This is a genomic window from Lacisediminihabitans sp. (assembly GCF_036569425.1).
Taxonomy (GTDB): domain Bacteria; phylum Actinomycetota; class Actinomycetes; order Actinomycetales; family Microbacteriaceae; genus Lacisediminihabitans.
Genome location: NZ_DATCQQ010000062.1, coordinates 26,301 through 51,327 on the forward strand (window position 1 = coordinate 26,301; position 25,027 = coordinate 51,327).

The window sequence follows — 25,027 nt, forward strand, 5'->3', positions numbered from 1 at the left end:
ACACCCTGTGGCAACCCACACCCGTGCCCTCTTAACCGAAAGGGCACGACAATGAACACGGCAACAGCATCCATCACCAGACAGCCCCGAGCATTCAGCGCCCGGTGGCGGGTGGTCGACATCGTGGTGGCGAGCGTCATCGGCGTCGCGAGCGGCGTCATTTTCTGGGCCTGGGGACTCGCGTGGACGCCGCTCAGCGCGGCCCTCGCGTTCGCCCCCGGGCTGGCCGGCCTCCTCGCGGGAGGCTGGCTCTTTGCGGGAGTGCTCGGTGGAATCGTGATCAGAAAGCCGGGAGCGGCGCTCTACACCGAGGTCGTCGCGGCCGTCGTGTCGATGCTCGTCGGCACGCAGTGGGGCTTCTCCACCCTGATCTGGGGCGTCGTCGAGGGACTCGGGGCCGAGCTCGTGCTCGTCGCGTTCCTCTACTCGAACTGGCGCCTCGGCGTCGTGCTGCTCTCCGGGGCGGGAGCCGGAGTCGCCGTCGGCCTGCTCGACACGAACTTCACCGACTACGCGGCGCTCGACTTCGGCTTCAAGGCCGTCTACTTCGTCTCCGCCGTCGTGTCCGGGATCGTCATCGCCGGCCTGCTCTCCTGGCTGGCCGCCAGGGGTCTGGCGAGGTCGGGGGCGCTCAGCAGGTTCGCTTCTGGCCGGCTCGCGGCCGTGCAGTCGGAGTCGGAGCGGTCCGAGTCTGGCCGGTCCGAGTCTGGCCGTTCGGGTTCGGGCACCGAGGCCACCCCGGCGCCATGAGTCCCGGCCCGGCTGCGGGCGGCGTGCGGATCACCGCCTCCGGGTGGGGGTGGCGCCACGCCTCCCGTCGCGCGTTCGCCGTTCGCGACCTCGACCTCTCGGTGGCGCCCGGCGAGCGCGTGCTGCTGCTCGGCCCATCCGGCGCCGGCAAGTCGACGTTGATCCAGGCCCTCGCCGGGGTGCTCGGGGGAGACGAGGAGGGCGACCAGCGCGGCGAACTCCTCATCGACGGGCATCGCCCGGTCAGCGCCCGCGGCGAGGCGGGTCTGGTGCTGCAGGACCCGGACTCCCAGGTGGTGCTGGCGCGCGTCGGCGACGACGTCGCCTTCGCCTGCGAGAACCTCGGTGTGCCTCGGGACGAGATCTGGCGGAGGGTGCCTGAGGCGCTCGCCGCCGTCGGGCTCGACCTGCCGCTCGACCACCCCACGTCCAGTCTCTCGGGCGGGCAGAAGCAGCGCCTCGCCCTCGCGGGGGTCGTCGCGATGCGCCCGCGACTGCTGCTGCTCGACGAGCCGACGGCGAACCTCGACCCCGAGGGAGTACGGGAGGTGCGGGATGCCGTGGCCAGGGTGCTCGACGCGACCGGGGCGACCCTCGTGGTGATCGAGCATCGCGTCGCGGTGTGGCAGGGAGTGGTTGACCGGGTGGTGGTGCTCGGCGCCGACGGCGGCCTCGCGGCCGACGGAGCGCCCGGAGTCGTGCTCGAGCGGGAGGGCGAGCGCCTGGCAGCGGCCGGCGTGTGGGTGCCCGGCCACCCGCCGCGACGGCCGACCAGGGCACCTCTGCCCCCGGGCGCGCGGATTCCGCTGCTCACTGCATCCGGACTCTCCGTCGGTCGCACCGGCTTCGGGCGGCGCGCGCCCACCGTTGTCAACGCGGGAATCAACCTCGCCGTGGCGTCGGGGGATGCCGTGGCGATCACCGGGCGCAATGGGTCGGGCAAGTCGACCCTCGCCCTCACCCTCGCCGGGCTCGTGCCGCCGGTCGGTGGCGGGCTCGTCGCCGAGCAGGCGCTCGCGAGCGAGGCGTCGACCGCCCCGCATCGGTGGCGTTCCAAGCAGCTGCTCCCGCGAATCGGCATGGTCTTCCAGGACCCGGAGCACCAGTTCCTGGCCCCGCACGTTCGTGCGGAACTGGCGATCGGGCCGCGCGCCGCGGGGCTCGACGCGGGTGCCGTCACGGCCAGGGTTGACGAGCTGCTCGCCGCGCTGCACCTCGAACATCTCGCCGCCGCGAACCCGTTCACCCTCTCCGGCGGGGAGAAGCGGCGCCTGTCCGTCGCGACCGCGCTCGCCACGAGGCCCCGGATCCTGCTTCTCGACGAGCCGACCTTCGGCCAGGATTCCCGCACCTGGGGCCAGCTCGTGGCCCTCCTCGCCGAGCTCCTCGACGCCGGGTGTGCGGTGCTCGCCGTGACCCACGACACCGACTTCATCGACGCGCTCGCGGAGCGGGTGCTTCGGCTCGACACCCTGGCCATGGGGGCGATCGTGTGAGCCTCATCACCCCGGAGATCCGGCCGAGCGCGATCGCCGCCATCAACCCGGTGGCCAAGCTCATTGCCGCCATCCTGCTCGCCCTCGTTCTTCTGCTGTCGATCGACTGGGCGTCGGCCCTCGTCGCGCTGGTGCTCGAGGCTCTCCTCCTCCCGTTCGCCGGGCTTGCGGCCCGCCAATTCTGGCTGCGCACCGCACCCCTGTGGTTCGCCGCACCGCTCGCCTGCCTCACGACCGTGCTCTACGGCCGGGACTCGGGTGCGCTCCTCTGGCAGTGGGGCTTCGTCTCCGTCACCGAGGGCTCCGTCTCGCTCGGTGTCGCCATCGGGGTGCGCATCCTGGCGATCGGCCTGCCGGGCATCGTGCTGTTCGCCACGACCGACCCGACCGACCTCGCCGACGGGCTCGGCCAGGTGCTTCGCCTCCCGTCGCGCTTCGTGATCGGCGGTCTCGCCGGCCTGAGGCTCGTCGGGCTGTTCATCGAGGACTGGAGATTCCTCGCCCTCGCGCGGCGGGCGCGCGGCGTCGGCGACGCCAACGTGGTGGCCCGCATCGCCGGCCAGGGATTCTCGCTCCTGGTGCTTTCGGTACGGCGGGGGAGCAAGCTCGCCACCGCGATGGAGGCGAAGGGCTTCGGGTCGCGGCGCGAACGCACCTGGGCGAGGGAGTCGACCTTCGGCCGGCGCGAGTGGATGCTCGTGGCGATTGCCGTCGTGATAGCCGTGCTCGCGGTGACGGTCGCTGTCTCGCTGGGCACCTGGAAGTTCGTGCTCTCGTGACCGACGCCCGGGCGCTCCTGGTTTCGATCCGCCGGGCCGACCGCCCGGTGGTGCTCATCGACGGCGGCTCCGGCTCCGGCAAGACCACTCTGGCGACCGCCCTCGCCCCGGCGCTCGGCGCCCAGCTCGTGCGGCTCGACGACATCTACCCGGGTTGGGACGGCCTCGAGGCGGCGAGCGAGCACGTGCGCGAGTACGTCTTGTCTGCCGAGCCGCGCTGGCGGCGCTGGGACTGGGAGGCGGGGGCCGCGGCGGAGTGGCACGACCTGGACCCCTCCCGCCCCCTCGTCATCGAGGGCTCAGGCAGCCTCAGCCGGCCGAACCGGGCGCTCGCGAACTACGGCATCTGGGTGGAGCTCGACGAGCCGACGCGCAAGGCCAGGGCGCTCGAGCGCGACGGCGAGCTGTACGCCCCATACTGGGACCGCTGGGCGGCCCAGGAAGGGGCGTTCGCCGCGCGCGAAAGGCCGCGCGACTGCGCCGACCTCGTGCTCGACGATGACGATGTCGCGGCGATCGTGAACGGACTAGCGTCGTTGTCATGACTACTCCGTTCATCACTGCCCCCGAACTCGCCGCCGCCCTGGACGGGACCGCGCCTCCCGCCGTGCTCGACGCGAGCTTCGTGTTGCTCCCGGCGAAATTCGACGGCGACTACCGCACAGAGTCCGGCCGGGCGCGCTGGCTGGCGGCCCACATCCCCGGCTCCCGGCACGTCGATGTCGCGACGCAATTCTCCGACGCCTCGGCGGCCGTGCACTACGCGCATCCCGATCCGCAGGCGATCGCCGACGAACTCGCCAGGCTGGGCGTCGGCGCCGGCGACGCGGTCGTCGTCTACGACCAGACCGGCGGGCTCTTCGCCGCGCGCCTGTGGTACCTCCTCACCTGGATCGGCGTGGATGCGCGGGTGCTCGACGGCGGACTCGCGGCCTGGCAGGCTGCCGGCCTCCCGATCGACTCCGGGGAATCGGATGGCCCGGCCGCGGCCGAACCGTGGACGGCGACGGCGGTGCGCGACGCCTGGATCACCAAGGAGGAGCTCGCGAGCCGCGCGAAGGACGACTCGCGTCCGCTGGTCTGCGGCCTGCCCGCCGGGAGCTTCACCGGCGCGGACCCCACCCGGTACTCGCGCCGAGGGCACATCCCGGCAAGCGTCAACGTGTCGGCGCGTGACCTGTTCGCTGCGGACGGCACCGTCAAGGCCGCCGACGAGCTGCGCGGGGCATACGCCTCGCAGGGTGTCACGGGCGACGACGAGGTGCTGCTTTACTGCGGCGGCGGAATCTCCGTCGCCGCGAACGCGCTCACCCTCGCCGAACTCGGCGTGACCGCGGTACGGATCTACGACGGTTCGCTCGAGGAATGGTCGGCAGACCCGACGCTGCCGCTCGAGGTGGGGTGACCTAGCCCCAGCCGAGCTCGTGCAGTTCGTCGTCGTCGATCCCGTAGAAGTGCGCGATCTCGTGCACGAGGGTCACGTGGATCTGGTCCTTCAGCTCGTCGAGGTCTCCGGAGACGGAAAGCAGCGGCTCGCGGAACAGCACGATCCGGTCGGGCAGCTCGCCGAATCCGTAGTTGCCGCGTTCCGTCAGCGCCACGCCCTCATAGAGCCCGAGCAGGTCGAGGGAGCCGTCTTCCGGCCGCGACTCGGTCACGAACACGAGGTTCTCCAGGCCGTCCACCATGTCGTCCGGCAGGAGGTCGAGCTCGGCGATCACGAGCCGTTCGAACTCGTCGGAAGTGAGGGCATCCATCAGTCGCTGACCGCCGCGACGAGCGATTCCTGCACGAATCCGAGCCAGTCGTAGACATCGAGGAGCAGCGGATCGCCCGCGGGGCCCGCCTCCTCGTCGTCGATGCCGAGTCGGGCGGCGATCGTGAGACGGATGTCCGTGAGCGCCCGCAGCCAGGCCTGCGCCGCCTGCTGGTCGAGGGTCACCGTCGTCGCGGAGCGGGCGTGGACCGCGCCCTCGAGGGAGCGGGCGAGGGTGGTCGCGTTGGCGACCTTTCGGGCCGCGAGATCGTCGGCGGTGAAGCGCCGGAACTCGGCCGACGCCTCCTCGTCGTCCGGATAGGCATCGGGCAGCAGACGCAGAACGGCCGGATCGCTCTCATAGTCCGAGCGATCCGCCACGAGCGCCGCGACCTGGCCGGCCATAGTGGCGAGCGCATCGGCCTCGGCCGGCTCGAACTTCGCGGAGACCAGGTCGCCCACCCGCCTGAAGGCTCTCATGCGTCATCCGCCTTCGCGAGCGTCGCCCACAGTCCGAAGTCGTGCATCGCCTCCACGTGCCGCTCCATCTCCTCGCGACTGCCCGTCGCCACCACCGCGCGCCCATCGTTGTGCACCTGCAGCATCCGCCGCTCGGCTTCGGCCTTGCTGAACCCGAAGTAGCTGCGGAACACGTAGCTGACGTAGCTCATGAGGTTGACCGGGTCATTCCAGACGATCGTCACCCAGGGCGTGTCGAGCGCGGTCGACTCGACGATCTCGGGCAGGTCCACGAGATCTGGCCGTTCGAGCACCTCGGTCATGATTCAACCCTCACACACCCGGCGACACCGGAGATGACGAAAGGCCCCGCTTTCGCGAGGCCCTTCGTCGCTGCTCACTGCAGCATCGGGGTGACCGACGGGGCTCGAACCCGCGACATCCGGCTCCACAAGCCAGCGCTCTACCAACTGAGCTACGACCACCATGCGCGCCGACCACGATGATTCATGACCGACACAACTCCACTAGCTTATTACAGCTTGCGAGCGGTTAGTGCAGATGCGGGAGGAATTTCTCCACCACGGAGGTGGAAATGGTCTGCACTTCCTCCGTCGTCGGCCCCGGATCGGTCACGAAGGCGGCCTTGCGGTAGTAGTCGAGCTCGCGAATCGACTCGAGGATGTCCGCGAGGGCGCGATGTCCGCCGTTCTTGGCCGGGGAGTTGAAGTAGATGCGCGGGAACCACCGGCGGGAGAGCTCCTTGATCGACGACACGTCGACGTTGCGATAGTGCAGGTGGCGGTCCACTCGCGGCATGTACTTGGCGAGGAAGGTTCGGTCGGTGCCGATCGTGTTGCCGGCGAGGGGAGCGTGCTGCTCGGCCGGCACGAACTTGAGAATGTACTCGAGCACGGCGTACTCGGCGTCGGCGAGGCTCACGCCATCCGGAATCAACTCGATGAGGCCCGATTCCGTGTGCATGTTGCGCACGAAGTCGTTCATGTTGTCGATGGCCGCATGGTCGGGCCTGATCACGATGTCGAACCCCGGGTCGATGAGGTTGAGGTCGAAATCGGTGATGACCACCGCCACCTCGACGAGCTCGTCGATTTCGACGTCGAGTCCCGTCATTTCGCAATCGATCCAGACGAGGCGGTCGGAGGAGGCAGACATCCCTGAATTCTATCGTTGCGCAGCGGCGTCCGGTCGCGGGAGCCCGTGGGCGGCGCTCTACGCCAGCTCGCCCGCGGTGATCGCCTCAGCCTCGACGAGGAGCGGTTCGGCGCCCGAGTTCACCCTCGCCAGCTGCCTCACCCCGCAGAGCACGATGATCGCCGCGATGAGCACGGATCCGCCGGCCACGTAGTACGGCATCGCGGGGAAGAAGGCCGCGGCGAGCAGGGTCGCGAGCGGGGGAGCGGCCGCCCCGCCGAGGAACCTCACTCCCGAGTACGCCGACGACGCCACGGAGCGCGGCAGGTCCGTCGCCTCCATGACCGACTCGGTGAGCACGGTGTTGAGCACACCGAGCAGCATTCCACCGATGATCACGCACAGGATGAGGCCCGGCTGCGAGTCGATGAAGACTCCAGCGCCCACGAGGTCGAGGGTGAGCAGCGGGAGAACCGTAACGAGCACGGTGGTGCGCCGCAGTCGTGCGGTGAGAAGCGGCGCGATCCAGACCGAGGTCACCGCCACCGAGAGCCCCCAGCCGAAGAAGACGAGGCCGAGTCCGATCGCCTCCATGTGCAGGGGAAACGGCGTGTAGGCGAGCAGCACGAAGAATCCGATGTTGTAGAAGAGCGCGGCGGCGGCCAGGATCGCGATCGCCGGGTTGGCGAGGGCGCGGAACGGGGCAGACAGGCGCGTCGGAACCCGCGCCGCGCGGTCCTCCTCGCCGAGGAGCACCGAGATCGCGATGAAGGCGATGGCCATGAGCACCGCAGTGCCGAAGAACGGTCCGCGCCAGCTAACCGTGCCGAGCAGGCCGCCGAGCAGCGGCCCGATCGCGATGCCGAGCCCGAGGGCGGCCTCGTAGAGGATGATCGCCGATGACGTGCCGCCGCTCGCCGCGCCGACGATGGTCGCGAGGGCGGTCGAGATGAAGAGCGCGTTTCCGAGCCCCCAGCCCGCCCGGAAGGCGATGACGTCTTCGACGCTCCCGCTCAGGGCGGCGGCGAGCGCGAAGAGCACGATAAGCGCGAGCCCGATCATCAGGGTGCGCTTCGCGCCGATTCGGCTGGACAACCAGCTCGTGAAGAACATCGCGACACCGGTGATCAGCAGGTAGCTCGTGAAGAGCAGCTCGGTCTGGGTCGGGGTGGCCGAGAGTTCCTTGGCGATGGCCGGCAGGATCGGGTCGACCAGGCCGATGCCCATGAACGCGACGACGCTCGCAAGGCCGACCGCCCACACCTCCTTGGGCTGCCTGAGGATGCTCGTACCGCGTGTCGTGTCGTGCCCGGCCATCAGGCCACCTTCCGTGTCGTGCTCGTGTGCACCTGGAGGATGGCGACCGCCTTCTCGAGGATCGTCGCTTCGTCGTCCGTGAGGTCGGAGAAGACGGGGGAGAGGGCCTCGGCCAGTTCCCGGCGCCAGTTCTCCAGCGCCGTCGTGCCCTTCGGGGTGATCGCAATGAGCCAGGCCCGGGAGTCGTCGACGTCGGCGATGCGGTACACCAGCTCTTCCTCGGCGAGGTGCTGCACGAGCTTGGTCATTGTCGGCTGGGTCACCCGGCTCGCCCTGGCGAGGTCGCCCACCCGGAGCGACCCGTCGGTGGTGAGGATCGAGAGGGTGCGCCACACCGCGGCGGGGGTCGTGCTGCCGGTCAGCTGGGCGGCGACCCGGGTGAGGCGGTGGGCGGAGACGATGAGGTCTTCGAGAAGGCGCGAACGTTCGGTAGGCATCTGGCAAGTATATAGCAAAACTATATAGCTAAGCCATGTAAACCAGAATCGCCGGGATTCTGCGCGCCGATCGCATCACCCATCGGAGCGTGGTAGTAATGCAGCATGACTGACGCACTCCCCACGCTCGCCCACGGCGACGAATACATCGTTCTCTACAAGGGCGGCCCCAACGACGGGCAGGTCGACCGGCGAATCAGCACCGACGGGAGCGTCGACGACGAGATCACCGTGCTCACGGCGGTGGACGGCAAGGAGACGCTGCTCGACTACACCCGCTCCAGCTGGACCGAGGTCGGCGGCCAGTACCACGTCGTCTACGACTTCGACCTCGCAGACAGCGAGCCCGTCGAGGCTCCCGAGGACCGCGGCGGACGCCAGTAGGGAATCAGCCGGCCGCCTCTCGGGTTGGATAGAGCGTGCAACTCATCTTCTTCGCGTCGTCGTTTTGTGAACCGTGCATGCAGACACGAGCCGTGCTCGACCAGGCGTCGAAGCTCGTGCCGGCGCTGAAGATCGCCGAGTTGGATGTCGCGAGAGACACCACAGAGGCCGAGAAGGCGGGCGTGCGCTCCACTCCCACAGTGATCGTGCTCGACGGGGATGACGCCGAGGTGTTCCGCGCGGAAGGCGTGCCGACTCTCAACCAGGTGCTCGTAGCGCTCGCCAAGGCCGTGTGACGCGCCTGCGCTAAAGTTGGACTCGCCCGCCTCCGTAGCTCAGGGGATAGAGCAGGAGCCTTCTAATCTCTTGGTCGCAGGTTCGAATCCTGCCGGGGGCACCTATTCGCCGGGCCTCAATGCCGTGTGACCTTCGTCCCTGTGACCTTCGACCCTGGCGCGCGGCCCGGTTTCGGCGCATCCTGACACTCTCGGCGCAGACCGGGCACGGAGGGAGGCGGCAGCATGTCGATCGCGCAGGTGGACCACGCCGCCGGCACCAGCCAGCAGCCCCTCCGGTTCAAGCGTCGCTGGATCCTCTTCGTCACCGTCGGGGAGGCCATCGGCTTCCTCGTTCCGGCGGCGACGGGGGCACTCACCGCGAGCCCTTCGCTGGAGCGATGGCAGGTGCCGCTGCTCATCCTGGCCGGCATCGCCGAGGGCGCGCTCCTCGGCACGGCCCAGGCACTCGCGGCGAGGCGATTCCGTCGTCCGCCGCCACTGTGGGGTTGGATCGGAGCCACCGCGCTCGGGGCGGCGATCGCCTGGTCGTGCGGCCTCGGCATCTCGGCGATCGCCCAGTCCAGCGCGCTCCCGGTCGCCGCGGTGATCGTCGCGGTTGTTGTGCTCGGCCTGGCCGGGCTCGTGGCCATGCCCACGCTGCAATACCTGACCATCAGGCGCACGATACCCCGGGCGGCAGTCTGGATCCCGGCGAACGCCGGCGCGTGGGCGGTGGGCATCGGTTGGACGATGCTGCCGTCCCCGTTCATCGACGAGACGACGCCCATGCAGGGACTGATCGCGGCCTACGCGCTCGCCGGGTTGTTCATGGCGACGACGGTGGCCGCCCTCACGGCGCCGCTGGCCAGAAGGCTCTTCGCCACCGCCGAGGCGCCGAGCGCCGACTGAGCCGCCGAGGCGGTCGCCCGGCTAGTTGTGCTCGTTGTGCTCGTGGTCCTGGCGGTCGCGACTCTCGCGATCGTGGTCGTGACCGTTCTCGTCGTCCGGGGCGAACACCGAGGCCTGGCTCACGTCACGGGGTTCCTCCGTCGCGGGCTCCACAAGGTCGGGGAGATACTCGTCCTGCCCGTCGTCGTCCACGACGATCTCCTCGAGGTGCTCGGTCTTCGCCGGCTGCGGTGATTCCGGTTCGACGATCTCGTGTTCGACGGTCTCCGACTCCGGTGCGTCAGGCTCCGCCGCGGCGGGCGGCGACGGCTCCGGGGTCCGCGCGACCGCCGGCCCGGTGCTGGTCGAAGCGGTGCTGGGCGGCGCGGTGCTGGTCGGCCATGTGCTTGTCGAAGCGGCGCTTGTCGAAGCAGCGCTTGTCGAAGCGATGGGCACCGGCTCGCTGGCGGCAGGTTCGGTGCTGGCCAGTTCGGTGCTGGCCGGTTTGTGGGCGGGTTCCGTCGCCTCGACGGGCACGGTGGCCGGGCGCGAGAAACGCGACTGAGCGAAGGGCTTGGAGGCCGGAGGAGCGGCGGCTGCTGCGACGGTAGGAGCGGCAATGGCGGCGGAAGTCACGGTGTCCACGGGGCCTGTCTTCGCGACCTGCGCGGCCGCCCAGGCCTGCTGGTTGTGCACCAGCTCCTGTTCGCTCAGCGACGAATCGTAGGCCCAGGAGTCGAGGTCGTTCTTAAACAGCCTCTTCGCGCGGCTCGGCCGGGCCTGCCACTCGATCAGGCGATCGCGAAAGACGAGCAGGGACTGCTCCGCCTGGAAGCTGAACGACACGGCGTTTCGCTTCATGCTGATGATCTCGTGACTCGCCCAGTCGGCGGCCAGGGCGGTGCCAGGCACCGGCAGCAGCCGCAGTCGGATGTCGGCGTCGCCAATGAGGTGGTCGATGTGCTGCTGCTCCGGCGCGGGCAGAGTGTTCCACACCGCCGCCTTGCGCGCGGCGCTGATGAGCGCGGTCACCGCGGAGGCCTTCACCTCACGGTCGCTCAGCGCGATGACGCGCTTTGCCGAGCCTCGCCCGATCGCCGCCGCCACGATGCCCGCGATGAGAATCGCGAGGAACGGGATGACGGCGCTCGAAATGATGCGCGCCCCGTCGTCAGAAGAGAGCCACCCTAGGAAGTCATTCCACCACTGCATGCCCGCACACTAACCCGACGCGTGCGACGCGCGGGAATGCGGTGAGGGCGAGTCTGAAACCAAGTCAGACTCACCCGGCCTCCGAGATGGCGTCAACTCGTCCGAAAGCACTCGATCGCGTCGTCCATGCTCCAGAATTCGCCCATCACCATGAAGCGTCGCTGGTGGGGCATGAACCGCTTCGCCCGAAAGCGCAGCCCGTCTCGAACGCGGAACTGTTCGATGTACCCGAGCACGTCACCCTGCGGGCGGGTGACGCGCCACAGCTCGTCGTGCAGTTGCACGAGGGTGATTCCCGGGCGGACGAGGGGAAGATCCCCCACAAAGGCGAGAGTGGTCATGTGCGATCCTCGAATAGTGGCCGGCCCCGGCTGTCAATGTGGGATCAGGCTACGGGCCGCCACCGACATCCGCCGGTGTCGCCACTACCGGATGCCGGTGCCGTGCACCGCGAACGGTTCGATCGCGGCGATCTCCTCCTGGCTGAGCGGCGCGCTCTCGAGCGCGGAAATGTTGTTCTCGAGCTGGGCCACACTCGACGCGCCGATCAGCGCCGAGGTGACCTGCGGGTGACGGAGCACCCAGGAGAGGGCGAGCTGGGCGAGGCTCTGCCCGCGGCCGGCGGCGATCTCATTGAGGGCACGGGCGCGGTCGAGGTACGTCTCGTTGATGTTCTCCGAGTTGATCCAGCGCCCCTCGGCGGCACGCGAGTCGGCCGGGATCCCCGTGAGGTAGCGGTCGGTGAGCATGCCCTGGGCGAGCGGGGAGAAGGCGATACTGCCCATGCCGAGGTCGTCCAGTGCAGGCAGCAGTCCCTCGGTCTCGATGTGACGGTCGAACATGTTGAATCGCGGCTGGTGGATGAGCAGCGGGATCTTGTGCTCGGCGAGTGCCCTGTGCGCGGCGATGGTCTGCTCGGTGTTGTAGTTCGAGATGCCCGCGTAAAGGGCCCTGCCGGAGGTGACGGCGGTCGCGAGAGCGCCCATGGTCTCCTCGATCGGGGTCTCGGGATCCGGTCGGTGCGAATAGAAGATGTCGACGTAGTCGAGACCCATCCGCTCGAGGCTCTGATCGAGGGAGGCGAGCATGTACTTGCGCGATCCCCACTCGCCGTATGGGCCGTCCCACATGTCGTAGCCGGCCTTAGTAGAGATGATGAGCTCGTCGCGGTGCTGGCGGAAGTCGTCTGCGAAGATGCGGCCGAAGTTCGTCTCGGCGCTTCCCGCGGGCGGCCCGTAGTTGTTCGCGAGGTCGAAGTGCGTGACGCCGAGGTCGAAGGCGCGACGCAGGATCGCGCGCTGCGTCTCGATCGGGCGGTCGAATCCGAAGTTGTTCCACAGCCCGAGCGACACGGCGGGGAGTTTGAGTCCGCTCCGCCCCACCCTCTTGTACTCGATGGATTCGTAGCGGTCGGTCGCAGCAACGTAAGTCATCAGACAAGCCTAGGGCGGCCCCGCTACGGGGAATGACGGGCCCCAAACGGTGGTTGTGAATATTGGCGGTTGACCCGCCTCCCTCAGCCCTAAGAAAGTAGGCTTTCAGCATGCAAACATTCGTTCTCGCCGGCGGCTGTTTCTGGTGTCTCGATGCGGTGTACCGCACCCTTCGCGGTGTGAGCGACGTCGTCTCCGGATACACGGGAGGCAGCACCGTGAACCCGAGCTACGACGACGTGTGCACCGGCCTGACCGGCCACGCGGAAGCGGTCGCCGTGACCTTCGACCCCGAGGTGATCCCGGCGCACGTGATTCTCGACGTGTTCTTCTCGTTGCACGACCCACGGCAGCTCAACCGGCAGGGCCACGACGTGGGAACCCAGTATCGGTCGGCCATGTTCTACAAGCACGAGGAGCAGAAGACGGCCTTCGAGACGGCCCGCGACCGGGCCGGCGAATACTGGGACGGCGGCCTCGTCACCACGATCGAACCGCTCGGCATCTGGTACGAGGCGGAGTCCTACCATCAGGACTTTTTCGCGAAGAATCCCGGACAGGGGTACTGCATGGCGGTGGCCGTGCCTAAGGTGAACAAGATCCGCAAGAGTTTTGCGGAATACGTCCTGGCCTCCTAGGGCCGGGCAGTCTCTGGCAACTGCCAGCGTAAGGAAGGGAGCTCAACGGTGAGCACTGGAACAACGAACGAGACAACCACACGCGCCGACAGGACGCTGACCGGCAAGACCTGGGTGGCCTTCGGGCCTGCCGGGGCCGTCGGTTCGATCCACGGCACTGAGGGTGGCTACACCTTCAAGCTGATTGCGGATGCGGACTTCCGCGGCGTGTACCCGACCCTCGAGGTGGCGAAGAGCGCGCTCCACGCGAGCCTGCTCCCCGGTGCCGAGTGGCCGGAGTTTCGCGAGCACTAGTCCGTAACCTTCGGAACCAAGTCGGCCGTCTCCCCAATCGGGAGGCGGCCGGCCGTTCGTCTGCGCGGGAATCGGCACACTGGCTCGCATGACAGACACGATCACTCTCACCGGCCTTGTGGCCACGACTCCCCGGCACCTCGTCACCTCCGAGGGGCTTTCGATCACGAGCTTCCGGCTCGCCTCCACCCAGCGTCGGTTCGATCGCTCCCGCGACCGTTGGGTCGACGGGGACACCAACTGGTACACGATCACCTGCTTCAGGCAGCTCGCCATCAACGTCTCGGGGTCTGTGCTCAAGGGGGACCGGGTCGTGGTGACGGGACGCCTGCGCATCCGCGACTGGTCGAGCGGAGAGAAGGCGGGCACGAACATCGAGGTCGACGCCGATGCGGTGGGCCACGACCTCACCTGGGGCACGACCACCTTCAGCCGGAGCATCAGCTCCACGATGGTCGAGAAGGCGGATGCCTTCCCCCCAATGGGCTCGAACGGCGCAGTTGACTCGAACGGCGCGGCGGACTCGAACAACGCTGCGCACATCAACGGCGCCGCGGACCCAGACGATTCGGACGACCAGGGGGGCGCGGTGCAGTTCCTCGACCCGGACGGCGAGTCGCTCGAAAGCGCGGCCGTCCCGTTCTAGTCGCTCCGCGTCCCGTGGCCTCGCCCCGCCGGGTCGCGGGTCGCGTCGCCCTAGACTCGATCCGACCGGCCGCACCCACGCCGGACGAACACCGACGCCGGACGAACACCGACGCCGGACGAAAGGGTCGCACGCGATGGGGACTTCTCGGCGAATCAGCAGCGCGGCAGCGGCGGTCTCCGCGCTCCTGCTGGCCGCAGCGCTCGCCGGATGCTCCGCCGCTGCGGGTCCCAGTGCGGGTCCCAGTGCGGAGCCGAGCGCGGGAACGAGCGCGGGGCCAAGCGCGGGCGCCAGCGAACCCGCCTCCGGAAGTGCCCCCGCCCCGACGTCCACGCCGGCGATGGTGGCGGGTGGCTCGGCGGCCGAAAACAGGGCATACTTCGACCACGTCGGCACGACCCTGTTCGCGTCGGCCGCCTCCGCGAACGGCAGGACGATCATCGACAGCCTCGCGGCGGCAGGCTTCGACAAGGCATCGATGCAGGTCACACCGGACACGACCTCCGACGGGGGGAGCGTCGACTCGATCCTGTTCTCGGTGAAGCTGGGCGGCCAGTGTCTGCTCGGCCAGCGCGGACCCGGCGGCTTCAGCAGCGCGGTGCAGCCGGCGCTCGCGAACGGCAGCTGCCTGGTCGGCAAGACCAGGCCCATCGACTGGTGACCGCCGGATTCCACGGTCGGTCAGGTCGCTCGGGCGAGCGCAACTAAACTTGTCGCCATGGCCGAATTCATTTACTCGATGGTCCGCGCCCGCAAAGCGGTCGGCGACAAGCTCATTCTCGACGACGTCACGATGTCGTTCTTCCCCGGCGCCAAGATCGGCGTCGTCGGGCCGAACGGTGCGGGCAAGTCCACAATCCTCAAGATCATGGCCGGCCTCGACACCCCGAGCAACGGCGAAGCCAGGCTGAGCCCCGGCTACAGCGTCGGCATCCTCATGCAGGAGCCCGAACTCGACGAGACCAAGACCGTGCTCGAAAACGTGCAGGAAGGCGTCGGCCCGATCAAGGCCAAGGTCGACCGGTTCAACGAGGTCTCCCTCGCCATGGCCGATCCCGATGCGGACTTCGACGCCCTCATGACCGAGATGGGCACGCTGCAGGAGGCGATCGACGCCGCCGACGCGTGGGATCTCGACTCCCAGCTCGAACAGGCGATGGATGCCCTGCGCACGCCGCCGGGGGACGCCACCGTCGCCAACCTGTCCGGTGGTGAGAAGCGCCGGGTGGCGCTCACGAAGCTCCTGCTCCAGAAGCCGGACCTGCTGCTTCTCGACGAACCCACCAACCACCTCGACGCCGAGAGCGTGCTGTGGCTCGAGCAGCATCTGGCCCAGTACCACGGCGCCGTACTCGCCGTCACCCACGATCGGTACTTCCTCGACCACGTGGCCGAGTGGATCGCCGAGGTGGACCGCGGCCACCTGTACCCATACGAGGGCAACTACTCCACCTACCTCGAGAAGAAGGGCGCACGGCTCGAGGTTCAGGGCAAGAAGGACGCCAAGCTGGCGAAGCGGCTGTCCAGCGAACTTGACTGGGTGCGCAGCAACGCCAAGGGGCGCCAGGTCAAGTCGAAGGCCAGACTCGCGCGGTACGAGGAGATGGTGACCGAGGCCGAGAAGACGCGCAAGCTCGATTTCGAGGAGCTCGTGATTCCGGTCGGCCCTCGACTCGGTGCCCAGGTGATCGACGCGAAGGGCCTCGAGAAGGGCTTCGACGGCCGGGTGCTGATCAACGGTCTGAGCTTCACCCTGCCGCGCAACGGCATTGTCGGGGTCATCGGCCCGAACGGCGTCGGTAAGACCACGCTGTTCAAGACCATCACCGGCATCGAGCCGCTCGACGGTGGCGAACTCCGGATCGGCGACACGGTCGACATCTCCTACGTCGACCAGGACCGCGGAGGCATCGACCCGACCAAGACCCTGTGGGAGGTGGTGTCGGACGGCCAGGACTACATTCAGGTCGGCAAGACCGAGATCCCATCCCGCGGCTACGTGTCGCAGTTCGGCTTCAAGGGGCCGGACCAGCAGAAGAAGGCCGGCATCCTCTCCGGTGGTGAGCGCAACCGCCTGAACCTCGCGCTCACACTCAAACAGGGCGGCAACCTCCTGCTCCTCGACGAACCGACGAACGACCTGGACGTCGAGACGCTCGGAAGCCTCGAGAACGCGCTGCTCGAGTTCCCCGGTTGCGCGGTGGTCATCACCCACGATCGGTGGTTCCTCGACCGCATCGCCACCCACATCCTCTCCTACGAGGGAACCGAGGAGAACCCCGGATACTGGCACTGGTTCGAGGGGAACTTCGAGGCCTACGAGGAGAACAAGATCGAGCGACTCGGCCCGGACGCGGCCAAGCCGCACCGGTCGGCGTACCGCAAGCTGACCAGGGGCTGACCGTGACGCGGCTGCACGTGCCGATCGGCCTGCGCTGGTCGGACTTCGACGCATACGCGCACGTCAACAACGCCGAGATGTTCCGCCTGCTCGAGGAGGCGCGCATCCAGGCCTTCTGGCGACCCGATCACGGCCACGAGAGCGAAGACGAGCCCCTCGGCACGGCCATTCTCGATGCGCGGCCAGGGGCGAAGGCCATCGCGCTCATCGCCCGGCAGGAAATCGAGTATCTCCTGCCGATCCCGTACATGCGGCAGCCGCTCGACGTAGAGCTGTGGATCGGACGGATCGGCGGCGCGAGCCTCGAGCTCTGCTACGAGATCTACTCTCCGACCGGGGTGACCCCGCGGGTGCTCTATGTGCGTGCCGCGACGACCCTCGTGATGGTGGAGGTGGCGACCGGCAAGCCGTTGCGCCTCGACGATGAGCAGCGCGCGGCGTGGGAGCCGTACCTCGAACCGCCCGTGGTCTTCGGCAACCGCCACTGACCGGAGCCGCCCGCGGCGATCGGGGAACTCGGCCCCAGACGGGTTCGGGCCTAGCGGGGGTTCGGGGTGATTGACCCCGTCCAGATCGCGCGGGCGCCGGATTCGCCGATCTGCACCACGGTGACGATCGATCCAACGGCGAGGAAGACCACCGCCACGGCGAGCGTGATCGTGATGGCGAGCCTCAGGCGCCGGTGGGCCACGAGACGGCGGTACCGGCCGTCACCGCCCGAGAAGTAGCGGAACCAGACCCATTGCGCGGCCGCCATCACGAAGGTCGCGAGCGCCCACGGCAGCAGCGACTTGCCGATCGCGGCGTGAGCCTGGATGAGCGGCGTATTCGCCACGCGGGCGAGGAGCCACTCGCCGGCCCCGGTCGTGACCGGCACCGAGACGAGCGCCGCGAGGGCGATCAGCGGGGTAACGATTCCGAGTCGCCGGCGCGCGGCCGGCCAGGCCGCGGTGAGAACCGCGCACAGCGCCGCGAGGGGCACGACGATGACCACGAAATGGACCAGCAGCACGTGGAGCGGCAGTCCGGCGAATTGCCAGTCCACTACGCGGTGACCACCGAGTCGCCGGAGATCTTCACGGTGATTTTGGGCAGCGGGGACGGAGCCGGTCCGCCGAGCACCTCACCGGTGGCCGAGGCGAACTTCGAGCCGTGGCACGGGCAGTCGAACTCCTTCGCGGCGGCCTTGACCACGCAGCCCTGGTGGGTGCAGATTGCGCTGAAGCAGAGCACTTCGCCCGCGGTGGGCTGGGAGAGGACCACGGCGTGGCCGTCGACGGTCGCCTCGGCGGTGCCGCCGACCGGGATGTCCGCGAGCTTGGCCACGGCGGTGCCGGCGGGGATCGAGATTGCGCCGTCTCCCGAGCCGCCCGATCCGCCCGCCGTGTTGCCCGAACCACCGGCGCCCCCGGAGGCACCGCCCGTGCTGCACGCGGCGAGCACGAGGGCACCGGCGCCCATCACGGTCACGCCGCCCGCGATGATCGCGGCCCGGCGGGACGTCGTGCGGCGGATCGGGGTGAGGTGGTCGGCGGGGGCGAGGCGGTCTGGAGCGGTCTGTTCGCGATCGGTCATGGGGATCCTCCGGGCGTCTGGGGGCGAGGGGCGTTTGTGGCGAGGGGTGCCTGATTGGTTGGCACCCTGAAAAGCATGTCATTGGTACCAACGAGCGAACGTCGCATCCGGTTCAATTCTGCTGGGAATGAACCGAGACTGCTCCGGCTACGTTGTAACCAGTGGAGGTAGTCCATTGCCGGATGAGCAGGCCGAGTTGCTGCGTGCGCTGCACGACGAGCACGCCCCTGCCCTCTGGCGCTACGTGGTGTGGTTGACCGGGGACCGGCATTTCGCGGAGGACGTCGTGCAGGAGACGCTCGTGCGCGCGTGGAGTCATCCCGAGGTTCTGGAACGGGGCGGCAGCTCGTCGCGCGCCTGGTTGTACACGGTGGCGCGCAACATCGTGATCGATGATCGCCGCAGCGCCCATGCGAGGCACGAGCACTCGACCGACAACCCGCCCGAGCGCCCGGTCGACGACGGCACGGATGCCCTGCTCGACGCCTGGCTCGTGTCCGACGCGCTCGCCCAGCTCACCCCGGACCATCGGCTGGTCGTGGTGCACGCCTACTACCAGGGGGAGTCGACGGCGGAGATCTCCCGCGCCCTCGGCATACCGGAGGGCACCGTGAAGTCTCGCCTGCACTATGCGCTTCGGGCGCTGCGCCTCGCGCTCCAGGAGCGGGGAGTGACCCAGTGAACCCCGTCGATCGGTACGCCGAGTGGGACGCCGCCTACGTGCTCGGCGCCCTCTCGCCGCTGGAGCGGCTCGAGTTCGAGCGGCACCTCACGACCTGCGACGCGTGCGCGGCCGGTGTCGCGGGACTCGCGGGCATGCCGGGGTTGCTCGCGAAGGTGCCGGCGGCCGACGTCGAGACGGTCGCCCCGGTCGAGGATTCGCCCGTGCCGCCGAACCTGCTGCCGAGGCTCGTGCGGTCGGCCGCTCGTCGTCGCCGTCGCTCGCGCGGGCTCGTGGCTGGAGCGATAGTGGCGACCGCGGCCGCGGCTGCCGCCGTCGCCCTCGCCATCCCGCTCGTGTTCACGCCGGCGGTGCAGGCGCCTCCCGTGAGCGGCGCACGAGTGTCGCTGAGCCAGGTGGTCCCCACCACCCTGAGCGCGAAGGCCTTGCTCGTGGAGGAGAGCTGGGGCACCCGCATCGAGATGCAATGCACCTACTCGGCACCGGCATCCACGACCACGTCCGGCTACGGTCTGGCCCGGCGGTACGAGATGTTCGTGACGGATGCCAGCGGGAACGTCTCGCAGGTCGCAACCTGGAGCGCCACCCCGGGCAGCACCGTCGAACCGTCGGGGACGACGAGCCTGCGGCCGAGCGAAATAGCCACGGTGGACGTTCGCTCGGCCGACGGGCGCGTGCTGCTGGCCGGACGGCCCTGAGCCGCCGGCTAGTTGATCTGTGCTAGTTGATCTGGGCTAGTTGATCTCTGCCGGGTCGCCGCCGACGCGGCGGTTCTCGTCGAGGGCGTCGATCGCTGCCATCTCGTGCGCGTCGAGCTCGAAACCGAGAATGTCGAGGTTCTGCGCCATCCGGTCGCGGGAGTTCGACTTCGGGATCACGATGGTGCCCGTCTGCAGGTGCCAGCGCAGCACCACCTGGGCGGGCTGCACCGCGTGGGCCTTCGCCGCACCCTGGATCGGGTCCATGCCGAACAGGTCGTACTTGCCCTGGCCGAGGGGACCCCACGCCTCGGTGTGGATACCGTGGGTGGCCTGGAACTCCCTGAGCTCGCGCTGCTGGAAGATCGGGTGCAGTTCCACCTGGTTCACCGCCGGCACGATGTCGGTCTCGGCGAGCAGCGTCTCGAGGTGCGGAACGAGGAAATTGCTGACCCCGATTGACCTCGCGCGGCCGTCCGCGAAGAAGGTCTCGAAGGTGCGCCAGGTCTGCACGAAGAAACCGTTGGCGGGCATCGGCCAGTGGATCAGGTACAGGTCGAGGTAGTCGAGCCCGAGCATCTCGAGGCTGCGGGCGAATGCGCCCTCGACGTCGCGCGCCTTGTGGTGGTCATTGCGCAGCTTCGTGGTGAGGAAGATCTCGTTGCGCGGAATGCCCGACGCCCTGATCGCCGCGCCAACCTCGGTCTCGTTGTTGTAGCCCGTGGCGGTGTCGATGTGGCGGTAGCCCACCGCCAGGGCGTCTTCGACCACTCGCTGGGTGTCCGCCGGATCGACGAGGAACACCCCGAAGCCCACCTGGGGGATCGTCCGCCCGGAGTTCAGGGCAATCTGGGGTACCGAATTGGTCATGGTATTAGTCATGCTTCAAACGTAGGACGTATCGTCTCTGCGGTCCAACAACTGAAATTGCACAGATTCATCGTCGCCGGCGCTGAATCAACGGTGCGGAATCGCCAGCGCGGAATCGCCAGCGCGGAATCGCCTGCGCTGAATCCACTGCGCTGAATCCACTGCGCTGAATCAACTGCGCTGAATCCACGCTGCTGAATCCACGACCCTGCTATGCCGATTCAGGCGCGGCGGACGCGAACCATGCCCTCTTGCGCCACGCTCGCGAGCAGCAGGCCGTCGCGCGTGTAGATCCGGCCCTGCGACAGACCTCGGCCGCCCGTCGCGTTCGGCGACTCCTGGGCGTAGAGCATCCACTCGTCCACCCGTCCGAACCGGTGGAACCACATCGCGTGGTCGAGGCTCGCCGCCTTGAGCCCCGGAGTGGTCCAGGCGATGCCGTGCCGCCGGAAGATCGGCTCCAGGATCGAATAGTCGCTCGCGTAGGCGAGAGCCGCACGGTGCAGGTTCTCGTCGTCGGGAAGGGTGCCCACGGCCTTGAGCCACACGGCCTGATGGGCCACGTGGGGTCCCTCCACCGAGAGATAGATCGGGGACGGCACGTGCCGCATGTCGAACGGGCGCTCGTTGGCCCACACCCTGGCAACCGGGTGCTCGAGGCCGGAGAGCGATTCGGCGGCCGAGGGCAGATCCTCCGGCCGCGGTAGGTCCCTCGGCATCTCGATCTGGTGGTCGAAACCCTCGTCGGCGACCTGGAACGACGCGATCATCGAGAGGATGGGCAGGCCATCCTGGTAGGCCTGGGTGCGGCGGGTGGAGAAGGAGCGGCCGTCGTGGATGCGGTCCACCGAGAACGTGATCGGCAGGGTGACGTCGCCTGGCCGCAGGAAATAGCCGTGCATCGAGTGCGCGGAGCGGTCCGCCGGAATGGTGCGCTGCGCGGCCACCAGGGACTGCGCGAGAACCTGCCCTCCGAAGACGCGGCCCTGCGGCATCCACTGGCTGGGGCCGGTGAAGATGTCCTCGTTCGTTCTCGCATGAGTGTCGGTGAGGTCGAGTGCCGCGAGCAGTCCGTCGAGGGCGTTGGTCATGGGTCTCCCGTCGAAAGGGCGTGCGGGCGGCGCGAGAGTGCGCGCTCATATAGTTTAGAGAGCACATGAGCCAGACATTTTCCCTTGTTGACTCCCTCTCCCTCGCCGACCTGCAGGTGTTCCTCGGTCGCGCCGGTCGGGTGGAGGACGGTTCCGTGCGCCTGATTGCCGGCTCGGGGGTGCTGGCCGTCTACGTGGCGGTGCTGTATCCGTCCGGCCTTCTCGACGAGAGTCCGACGGTTCTCGGGCTGCGCACCTTCGCACTCACCGAGCGCGACGCGTTCGACGCAGTGGTGCCGGTGCGCTCCCTTCTCGAGCGTCTCGCGCGGCTGCAGGGCGAGGTCACCGACCCGACCGCGGCCGTCACGGTTACCCTTCCCATGCAGGTGAACACCGTCACCTGGGCGGCGATCTCCCCGCCTCGAGGCGGATGGGCGGCCCTCGAGCAGGTGGGCGGGGCGACCCTCGAGCGGGTCGCGGCATCCGGAATCGACGAGGTCGCCACCGCGATCCCGGCGGGGACGGGCGAGCAGATCGTGCGCCGCGTGCGGTCCGAGGTGTGGGGGCGCCCGATCGAGGGCCTCGAATACGTGCCGGCCGGGGCGGCCTTCGCGGCCCTTTCGTTGGGGTTCCTGGGCGGACCGGATGCGGTGCGCGTCTACGAGACCGGGCCGTGGACCCGGCTCTCCACCGAGCGTGGCCACGTGCTCGTCAAGCGCCGCTCCTGGTCGCTGCAGCGCTGATGACCATCGGAGTGGACCAACCGGACCAGCGCGGTCGAACCGGCCTGGACAGGGTCGGCCTCGACCTCACCGGCAATCCGCGCGTGCGGGTGACCGCCGTCGAACTGGTGGCATCGGGCTGGCACGTGCTTCGCCGAACCACCTTCGACTACCTCTCCGCGGACGGCGCAGTGAGCACCCAGCGGCGCGAGACCTACGACCGGGGCAACGGCGCCACGATCCTGCTCTACGACGCCGCGAGACGAACCGTGCTGCTCTCGAGGCAGTTCCGGTTTCCCGCCTACGTCAACGGGCATCCTGACGGCATGCTCATCGAGGCCGCGGCCGGTCTTCTCGACGACGACGACGCGGCGACGGCGATCCGCCGGGAGGCCAGCGAGGAACTCGGCGTGGATGTCGGCGAGCTCGAGCACGTGTTCGACGTGTACATGAGCCCGGGGTCGGTCACCGAGAAGGTGCACTTCTTCGCGGCGCAGTACAGCGACGTATCCCGCACGAGCGAGGGTGGCGGGGTCGCCGAGGAGGGCGAGGAGATCGACATCCTCGAGCTGCCGTTCGGTGAGGCGCTCGAGATGATCAACGACGGACGCATCGCAGACGCGAAGACGATCATGCTGCTTCAGTGGGCGGCGCTGCGGGGCCCGTTCGCGGGGTGACTGGCGCCCTGTGCGATCGTGCAGTTCGACGACACTGTGCCACGTCGAGCGCGCGCACTCTCGACAAACGGGAATGGTCGGCGACTCAGGCGCGGCGCACCGCAACGATCGGGATGACCCGATCCGTTCCTTCCTGATACGCGCCGAATCCGGGAGCGGCAGCCGTGAAATCGGCGAAGAGCCGGTCTCGCCCGGCCCCCGTCACCGGCTCGGCCACCCCGTCCCAGGCCGCCCCGCCCCAGGTCTCCACGCCTTCCGTCGTCGAGAGCTCGACGCGCACGCCCGGATCGGCGACGAGATTGAGGTACTACGCGGGATGAGTCGCCTCGCCGGCCTTCGAGGCGATCACGTAGACGACGTCGCCCCGGCGGAAGTACATCATCGGCGACACTCGCTCCTGGCCCGTCTTGCGGCCCGTGGTGTGCAGCAGCAGGAGATGGGCGCCGCACCACCGACCACCGAGTCTGCCCTCGTTTGCGCGAAATTCCGCGATGATGCGGTCGTTCCAGTCGTTCCAGTCGTTCAATTCCTGCTCCCGTGCCCCACGACCATGCTAATTCGAGCGAGTGCGGCCGGTGCCGGTCAGGCGCGCGCCGCGGCGCGTCCGGCGACCCGACCCGAGAAGAGGCAGCCGCCGAGGAACGTCCCCTCGAGCGAACGGTAGCCGTGCATCCCGCCGCCGCCGAAGCCGCTCGCCTCGCCGGCCGCAAAGAGCCCGGGCACGGGGCTGCCGTCGGCCCCGAGGGCGCGGCCGAGGAGGTCCGTCTCGATGCCGCCGAGGGTCTTGCGGGTGAGAATGTGGAGTCTCACCGCGATGAGCGGTCCCGCCTTCGGGTCGAGGATGCGGTGCGGGCTCGCCACGCGGATGAGCCTGTCGCCCAGGTACTTCCTGGCCTGTCGGATGGCGTTGATCTGCGCGTCCTTCGCGAACGGGTTGGCGAGTTCCCGATCCCGCGCCTCGATCTCGCGTCGCACGCGCTCCGCGTCGATCGCGACCTCGGGGGTGAGGCGCTGCATGCCGTCCAGCAGGTCGCCCAGCGTATCGGCGACCACGAAGTCGGCACCGCGCTCCTTGAAGGCCTCCACCGGCCCCGGTGCCCCGGGCCCGATCCGTGTGGCCAGCAAGCGGTAGTCCTTGTTGGTGAGGTCGGGATTCTGCTCGCTGCCGGACAGCGCGAACTCCTTCTCGATGATCTTCTGGGTGAGCACGAACCAGCTGTGGTCGTAGCCGGTCGCGACGATGTGTTCGAGGGTGCCGAGCGTGTCGAACCCGGGGAAGAGGGGCACGGGCAGCCGTTTGCCGGTCGCGTCGAGCCAGATCGACGACGGACCGGGAAGGATGCGGATGCCGTGCCTCTCCCACACGGGCGCGTAGTTCTCGATCCCCTCCACGTAGTGCCACATGCGGTCGCCGTTGATGAGGCGGGCGCCGGCGCGCTCGGTGATGCCGAGCATCCGTCCGTCCACGTGGGCCGGCACCCCAGACAACAGCTTCTCCGGAGGTGTGCCCATCCTCACGGGCCACTGCGCGCGCACGAGGTCGTGGTTGCCGCCGATTCCGCCGCTCGTGACGATCACGGCACCGGCTCGCAGTTCGAAGTCTCCGGAGATGATCCGGTTGCTTGCTGCACCACGCGCCGCGTTGTCCGGCGCGAGCACCGCGCCGCGGGCGCCCACCACCGCCCCGCCCTCCACGATGAGCTCGTCCACGCGGTGCCGGAACGCGAGCGTCACCAGGCCCGCCTCGACGCCGGCACGCACGCGCTGCACGAACGGGGCGAGGATGCCGGGGCCGGTGCCCCAGGTGATGTGGAACCGAGGCACGGAGTTGCCGTGCCCGAGCGCGGTGTAGCCACCGCGCTCGGCCCAGCCGACGACCGGGAAGAACTTCACACCCCGGGCGTGGAGCCACGCACGTTTCTCGCCGGCGGCGAAGTCGAGGTAGGCCTCTGCCCACTTGCGCGGCCAGCCGTCGTCCGGTCGGTCGAATCCGGCCGAGGCGAACCAGTCCTGGCGGGCGAGTTCGAGGCTGTCCTTCACGCCCATCCGCCGTTGCTCGGCCGAGTCGATGAGGAAGAGGCCGCCGAACGACCACCACGCCTGCCCGCCGAAGCTCGCCTCCGGCTCCTGCTCGAGAATGGTCACGCGCCGGCCCGCGTCCACGAGCTCCGCGGCGGCCACGAGGCCGGCCAGGCCGCCGCCGACAATGATCACATCGGGCTGCTCTGGCATGCTGCGACTCCTTCGTCCTGGCGGCGCTCATCCGGCCGTCCTGTTCATAATTCCGGATTAATGCTCGCGAGGGCTCGATCCGGGGTGAATTGGCCCACGATTCGGCCAAACATCCTGAGTTATGCGCGCCGACACGCGTTTCTCCGGAGGATTCGGG

General features: G+C 68.8%; 32 protein-coding genes, 2 tRNA genes and 1 pseudogene. 19 read left to right on the plus strand and 16 right to left on the minus strand.

The genetic code is table 11. The features are described 5' to 3' along the window. Positions 1–51 precede the first annotated feature (51 nt). The 5 genes from VIM54_RS10440 to VIM54_RS10460 are packed head-to-tail and all read left to right on the plus strand — an operon-like array spanning position 52 to position 4,430. Positions 52–750 (plus strand): ECF transporter S component, encoded by a 699-nt coding sequence (locus tag VIM54_RS10440; RefSeq protein WP_331901120.1) that lies wholly within the window; start codon positions 52–54, stop codon positions 748–750. Further along, positions 747–2,246 carry an ABC transporter ATP-binding protein gene (locus tag VIM54_RS10445; protein WP_331901121.1) on the plus strand — a complete coding sequence of 500 codons (1,500 nt, stop codon included), beginning with the start codon at positions 747–749 and terminating at the stop codon, positions 2,244–2,246. Before VIM54_RS10440 ends, VIM54_RS10445 begins: the two co-directional genes overlap by 4 nt. Beyond that, complete coding sequence (locus VIM54_RS10450) at positions 2,243–3,025, plus strand: energy-coupling factor transporter transmembrane component T (RefSeq protein WP_331901122.1); 783 nt, start codon at positions 2,243–2,245, stop codon at positions 3,023–3,025. Before VIM54_RS10445 ends, VIM54_RS10450 begins: the two co-directional genes overlap by 4 nt. Further along, complete coding sequence (locus VIM54_RS10455; RefSeq protein WP_331901123.1) at positions 3,022–3,570, plus strand: ATP-binding protein; 549 nt, start codon at positions 3,022–3,024, stop codon at positions 3,568–3,570. The genes VIM54_RS10450 and VIM54_RS10455 overlap by 4 nt, the downstream gene beginning before the upstream one ends. Beyond that, a complete protein-coding gene (locus VIM54_RS10460) occupies positions 3,567–4,430 on the plus strand; it encodes a sulfurtransferase (protein WP_331901125.1) in 864 nt (287 codons plus the stop codon). Before VIM54_RS10455 ends, VIM54_RS10460 begins: the two co-directional genes overlap by 4 nt. 1 nt (position 4,431) lies before the next feature. Here the strand turns inward: VIM54_RS10460 and VIM54_RS10465 are convergent, their stop codons facing one another. The 7 genes from VIM54_RS10465 to VIM54_RS10495 form a co-directional block, all read right to left on the minus strand. Then, positions 4,432–4,782, minus strand: a complete 351-nt coding sequence (locus VIM54_RS10465; protein WP_331901126.1) for a metallopeptidase family protein — start codon at positions 4,780–4,782, stop codon at positions 4,432–4,434. Beyond that, positions 4,782–5,261: a DUF2017 domain-containing protein gene (locus tag VIM54_RS10470; RefSeq protein ID WP_331901128.1), complete on the minus strand. Its 480-nt coding sequence runs from the start codon at positions 5,259–5,261 to the stop codon at positions 4,782–4,784. Before VIM54_RS10470 ends, VIM54_RS10465 begins: the two co-directional genes overlap by 1 nt. Further along, the gene (gene clpS, locus VIM54_RS10475; protein ID WP_331901129.1) at positions 5,258–5,563 is read right to left on the minus strand and encodes an ATP-dependent Clp protease adapter ClpS; all 306 of its coding nucleotides are present in this window, start codon (positions 5,561–5,563) and stop codon (positions 5,258–5,260) included. The genes VIM54_RS10470 and clpS overlap by 4 nt, the downstream gene beginning before the upstream one ends. A gap of 89 nt (positions 5,564–5,652) precedes the next feature. Then, a tRNA-His gene (locus tag VIM54_RS10480) sits at positions 5,653–5,725 on the minus strand. 67 nt (positions 5,726–5,792) lie between these two features. Beyond that, positions 5,793–6,416, minus strand: coding sequence for an oligoribonuclease (gene orn, locus VIM54_RS10485; protein ID WP_331901131.1), 624 nt, complete (start codon positions 6,414–6,416; stop codon positions 5,793–5,795). 57 nt (positions 6,417–6,473) lie between these two features. Then, a complete protein-coding gene (locus VIM54_RS10490; protein ID WP_331901132.1) occupies positions 6,474–7,712 on the minus strand; it encodes an MFS transporter in 1,239 nt (412 codons plus the stop codon). After that, the gene (locus VIM54_RS10495; RefSeq protein ID WP_331901133.1) at positions 7,712–8,149 is read right to left on the minus strand and encodes a MarR family winged helix-turn-helix transcriptional regulator; all 438 of its coding nucleotides are present in this window, start codon (positions 8,147–8,149) and stop codon (positions 7,712–7,714) included. The genes VIM54_RS10490 and VIM54_RS10495 overlap by 1 nt, the downstream gene beginning before the upstream one ends. 105 nt (positions 8,150–8,254) lie before the next feature. Here VIM54_RS10495 and VIM54_RS10500 point away from each other — a divergent pair, with 105 nt between their 5' ends. The 4 genes from VIM54_RS10500 (at position 8,255) to VIM54_RS10515 (ending at position 9,720) form a co-directional block, all read left to right on the plus strand. After that, positions 8,255–8,533 carry an oligoribonuclease gene (locus VIM54_RS10500; RefSeq protein WP_331901134.1) on the plus strand — a complete coding sequence of 93 codons (279 nt, stop codon included), beginning with the start codon at positions 8,255–8,257 and terminating at the stop codon, positions 8,531–8,533. A 35-nt stretch (positions 8,534–8,568) separates the two neighbouring features. Beyond that, positions 8,569–8,829, plus strand: coding sequence for a thioredoxin family protein (locus VIM54_RS10505; RefSeq protein ID WP_331901136.1), 261 nt, complete (start codon positions 8,569–8,571; stop codon positions 8,827–8,829). Positions 8,830–8,857: 28 nt separating this feature from the next. After that, positions 8,858–8,930, plus strand: a tRNA-Arg gene (locus VIM54_RS10510). Positions 8,931–9,054: 124 nt separating this feature from the next. Next, a complete protein-coding gene (locus tag VIM54_RS10515; RefSeq protein WP_331901138.1) occupies positions 9,055–9,720 on the plus strand; it encodes a hypothetical protein in 666 nt (221 codons plus the stop codon). A 21-nt stretch (positions 9,721–9,741) separates the two neighbouring features. Here the strand turns inward: VIM54_RS10515 and VIM54_RS10520 are convergent, their stop codons facing one another. From VIM54_RS10520 to mgrA, 3 genes are all read right to left on the minus strand, one after another. Beyond that, the gene (locus tag VIM54_RS10520; protein ID WP_331901140.1) at positions 9,742–10,911 is read right to left on the minus strand and encodes a hypothetical protein; all 1,170 of its coding nucleotides are present in this window, start codon (positions 10,909–10,911) and stop codon (positions 9,742–9,744) included. Positions 10,912–11,003: 92 nt separating this feature from the next. Beyond that, complete coding sequence (locus VIM54_RS10525) at positions 11,004–11,252, minus strand: hypothetical protein (protein ID WP_331901142.1); 249 nt, start codon at positions 11,250–11,252, stop codon at positions 11,004–11,006. Positions 11,253–11,336: 84 nt separating this feature from the next. Continuing rightward, positions 11,337–12,344: an L-glyceraldehyde 3-phosphate reductase gene (gene mgrA, locus VIM54_RS10530; RefSeq protein WP_331901144.1), complete on the minus strand. Its 1,008-nt coding sequence runs from the start codon at positions 12,342–12,344 to the stop codon at positions 11,337–11,339. 110 nt (positions 12,345–12,454) lie between these two features. Between mgrA and msrA the strand changes: the two genes are divergently transcribed. From msrA to VIM54_RS10560, 6 genes are all read left to right on the plus strand, one after another. Continuing rightward, the gene (msrA, locus tag VIM54_RS10535) at positions 12,455–12,982 is read left to right on the plus strand and encodes a peptide-methionine (S)-S-oxide reductase MsrA (protein ID WP_331901146.1); all 528 of its coding nucleotides are present in this window, start codon (positions 12,455–12,457) and stop codon (positions 12,980–12,982) included. A gap of 48 nt (positions 12,983–13,030) precedes the next feature. Beyond that, on the plus strand, positions 13,031–13,276 hold the full coding sequence (locus tag VIM54_RS10540) for a methyltransferase (protein ID WP_331901148.1): 246 nt from the start codon (positions 13,031–13,033) through the stop codon (positions 13,274–13,276). Positions 13,277–13,364: 88 nt separating this feature from the next. Further along, the gene (locus VIM54_RS10545; protein ID WP_331901150.1) at positions 13,365–13,922 is read left to right on the plus strand and encodes a single-stranded DNA-binding protein; all 558 of its coding nucleotides are present in this window, start codon (positions 13,365–13,367) and stop codon (positions 13,920–13,922) included. A 136-nt stretch (positions 13,923–14,058) separates the two neighbouring features. After that, positions 14,059–14,583, plus strand: a complete 525-nt coding sequence (locus tag VIM54_RS10550) for a DUF6993 domain-containing protein (protein WP_331901152.1) — start codon at positions 14,059–14,061, stop codon at positions 14,581–14,583. A gap of 57 nt (positions 14,584–14,640) precedes the next feature. Next, positions 14,641–16,323, plus strand: a complete 1,683-nt coding sequence (ettA, locus tag VIM54_RS10555; protein ID WP_331901154.1) for an energy-dependent translational throttle protein EttA — start codon at positions 14,641–14,643, stop codon at positions 16,321–16,323. A 2-nt stretch (positions 16,324–16,325) separates the two neighbouring features. Then, positions 16,326–16,811, plus strand: coding sequence for a thioesterase family protein (locus tag VIM54_RS10560; RefSeq protein WP_331901156.1), 486 nt, complete (start codon positions 16,326–16,328; stop codon positions 16,809–16,811). A 50-nt stretch (positions 16,812–16,861) separates the two neighbouring features. Here VIM54_RS10560 and VIM54_RS10565 read toward each other — a convergent pair whose 3' ends face one another. Further along, positions 16,862–17,368: a hypothetical protein gene (locus VIM54_RS10565; RefSeq protein ID WP_331901158.1), complete on the minus strand. Its 507-nt coding sequence runs from the start codon at positions 17,366–17,368 to the stop codon at positions 16,862–16,864. Further along, positions 17,368–17,898: a Rieske (2Fe-2S) protein gene (locus tag VIM54_RS10570; RefSeq protein ID WP_331901160.1), complete on the minus strand. Its 531-nt coding sequence runs from the start codon at positions 17,896–17,898 to the stop codon at positions 17,368–17,370. The genes VIM54_RS10565 and VIM54_RS10570 overlap by 1 nt, the downstream gene beginning before the upstream one ends. Positions 17,899–18,073: 175 nt before the next feature. On the opposite strand from VIM54_RS10570, the gene VIM54_RS10575 reads away from it, so the two are divergent. Continuing rightward, positions 18,074–18,580, plus strand: coding sequence for a sigma-70 family RNA polymerase sigma factor (locus VIM54_RS10575; protein WP_331901161.1), 507 nt, complete (start codon positions 18,074–18,076; stop codon positions 18,578–18,580). Then, positions 18,577–19,278 carry a zf-HC2 domain-containing protein gene (locus VIM54_RS10580; protein ID WP_331901162.1) on the plus strand — a complete coding sequence of 234 codons (702 nt, stop codon included), beginning with the start codon at positions 18,577–18,579 and terminating at the stop codon, positions 19,276–19,278. Before VIM54_RS10575 ends, VIM54_RS10580 begins: the two co-directional genes overlap by 4 nt. A 36-nt stretch (positions 19,279–19,314) precedes the next feature. On the opposite strand, the gene VIM54_RS10585 is transcribed toward VIM54_RS10580, so the two are convergent. Continuing rightward, on the minus strand, positions 19,315–20,160 hold the full coding sequence (locus VIM54_RS10585; protein ID WP_331901164.1) for an aldo/keto reductase: 846 nt from the start codon (positions 20,158–20,160) through the stop codon (positions 19,315–19,317). 209 nt (positions 20,161–20,369) lie between these two features. Continuing rightward, positions 20,370–21,239, minus strand: a complete 870-nt coding sequence (locus VIM54_RS10590; protein WP_331901166.1) for an acyl-CoA thioesterase II — start codon at positions 21,237–21,239, stop codon at positions 20,370–20,372. A gap of 65 nt (positions 21,240–21,304) precedes the next feature. Between VIM54_RS10590 and VIM54_RS10595 the strand changes: the two genes are divergently transcribed. Both VIM54_RS10595 and VIM54_RS10600 read left to right on the plus strand, forming a co-directional pair. Further along, positions 21,305–21,982 (plus strand): hypothetical protein, encoded by a 678-nt coding sequence (locus VIM54_RS10595; RefSeq protein WP_331901167.1) that lies wholly within the window; start codon positions 21,305–21,307, stop codon positions 21,980–21,982. After that, the gene (locus VIM54_RS10600; RefSeq protein WP_331901168.1) at positions 21,982–22,638 is read left to right on the plus strand and encodes an NUDIX domain-containing protein; all 657 of its coding nucleotides are present in this window, start codon (positions 21,982–21,984) and stop codon (positions 22,636–22,638) included. Before VIM54_RS10595 ends, VIM54_RS10600 begins: the two co-directional genes overlap by 1 nt. Positions 22,639–22,723: 85 nt before the next feature. Here VIM54_RS10600 and VIM54_RS10605 read toward each other — a convergent pair. Both VIM54_RS10605 and VIM54_RS10610 read right to left on the minus strand, forming a co-directional pair. Next, a pseudogene (locus VIM54_RS10605) lies at positions 22,724–23,164 on the minus strand (nitroreductase/quinone reductase family protein). Positions 23,165–23,220: 56 nt separating this feature from the next. Further along, entirely contained in the window at positions 23,221–24,870 is a 1,650-nt protein-coding gene (locus VIM54_RS10610; RefSeq protein ID WP_331901169.1) for an FAD-binding dehydrogenase, read from the minus strand. Between the last annotated feature and the right edge of the window lie 157 nt (positions 24,871–25,027).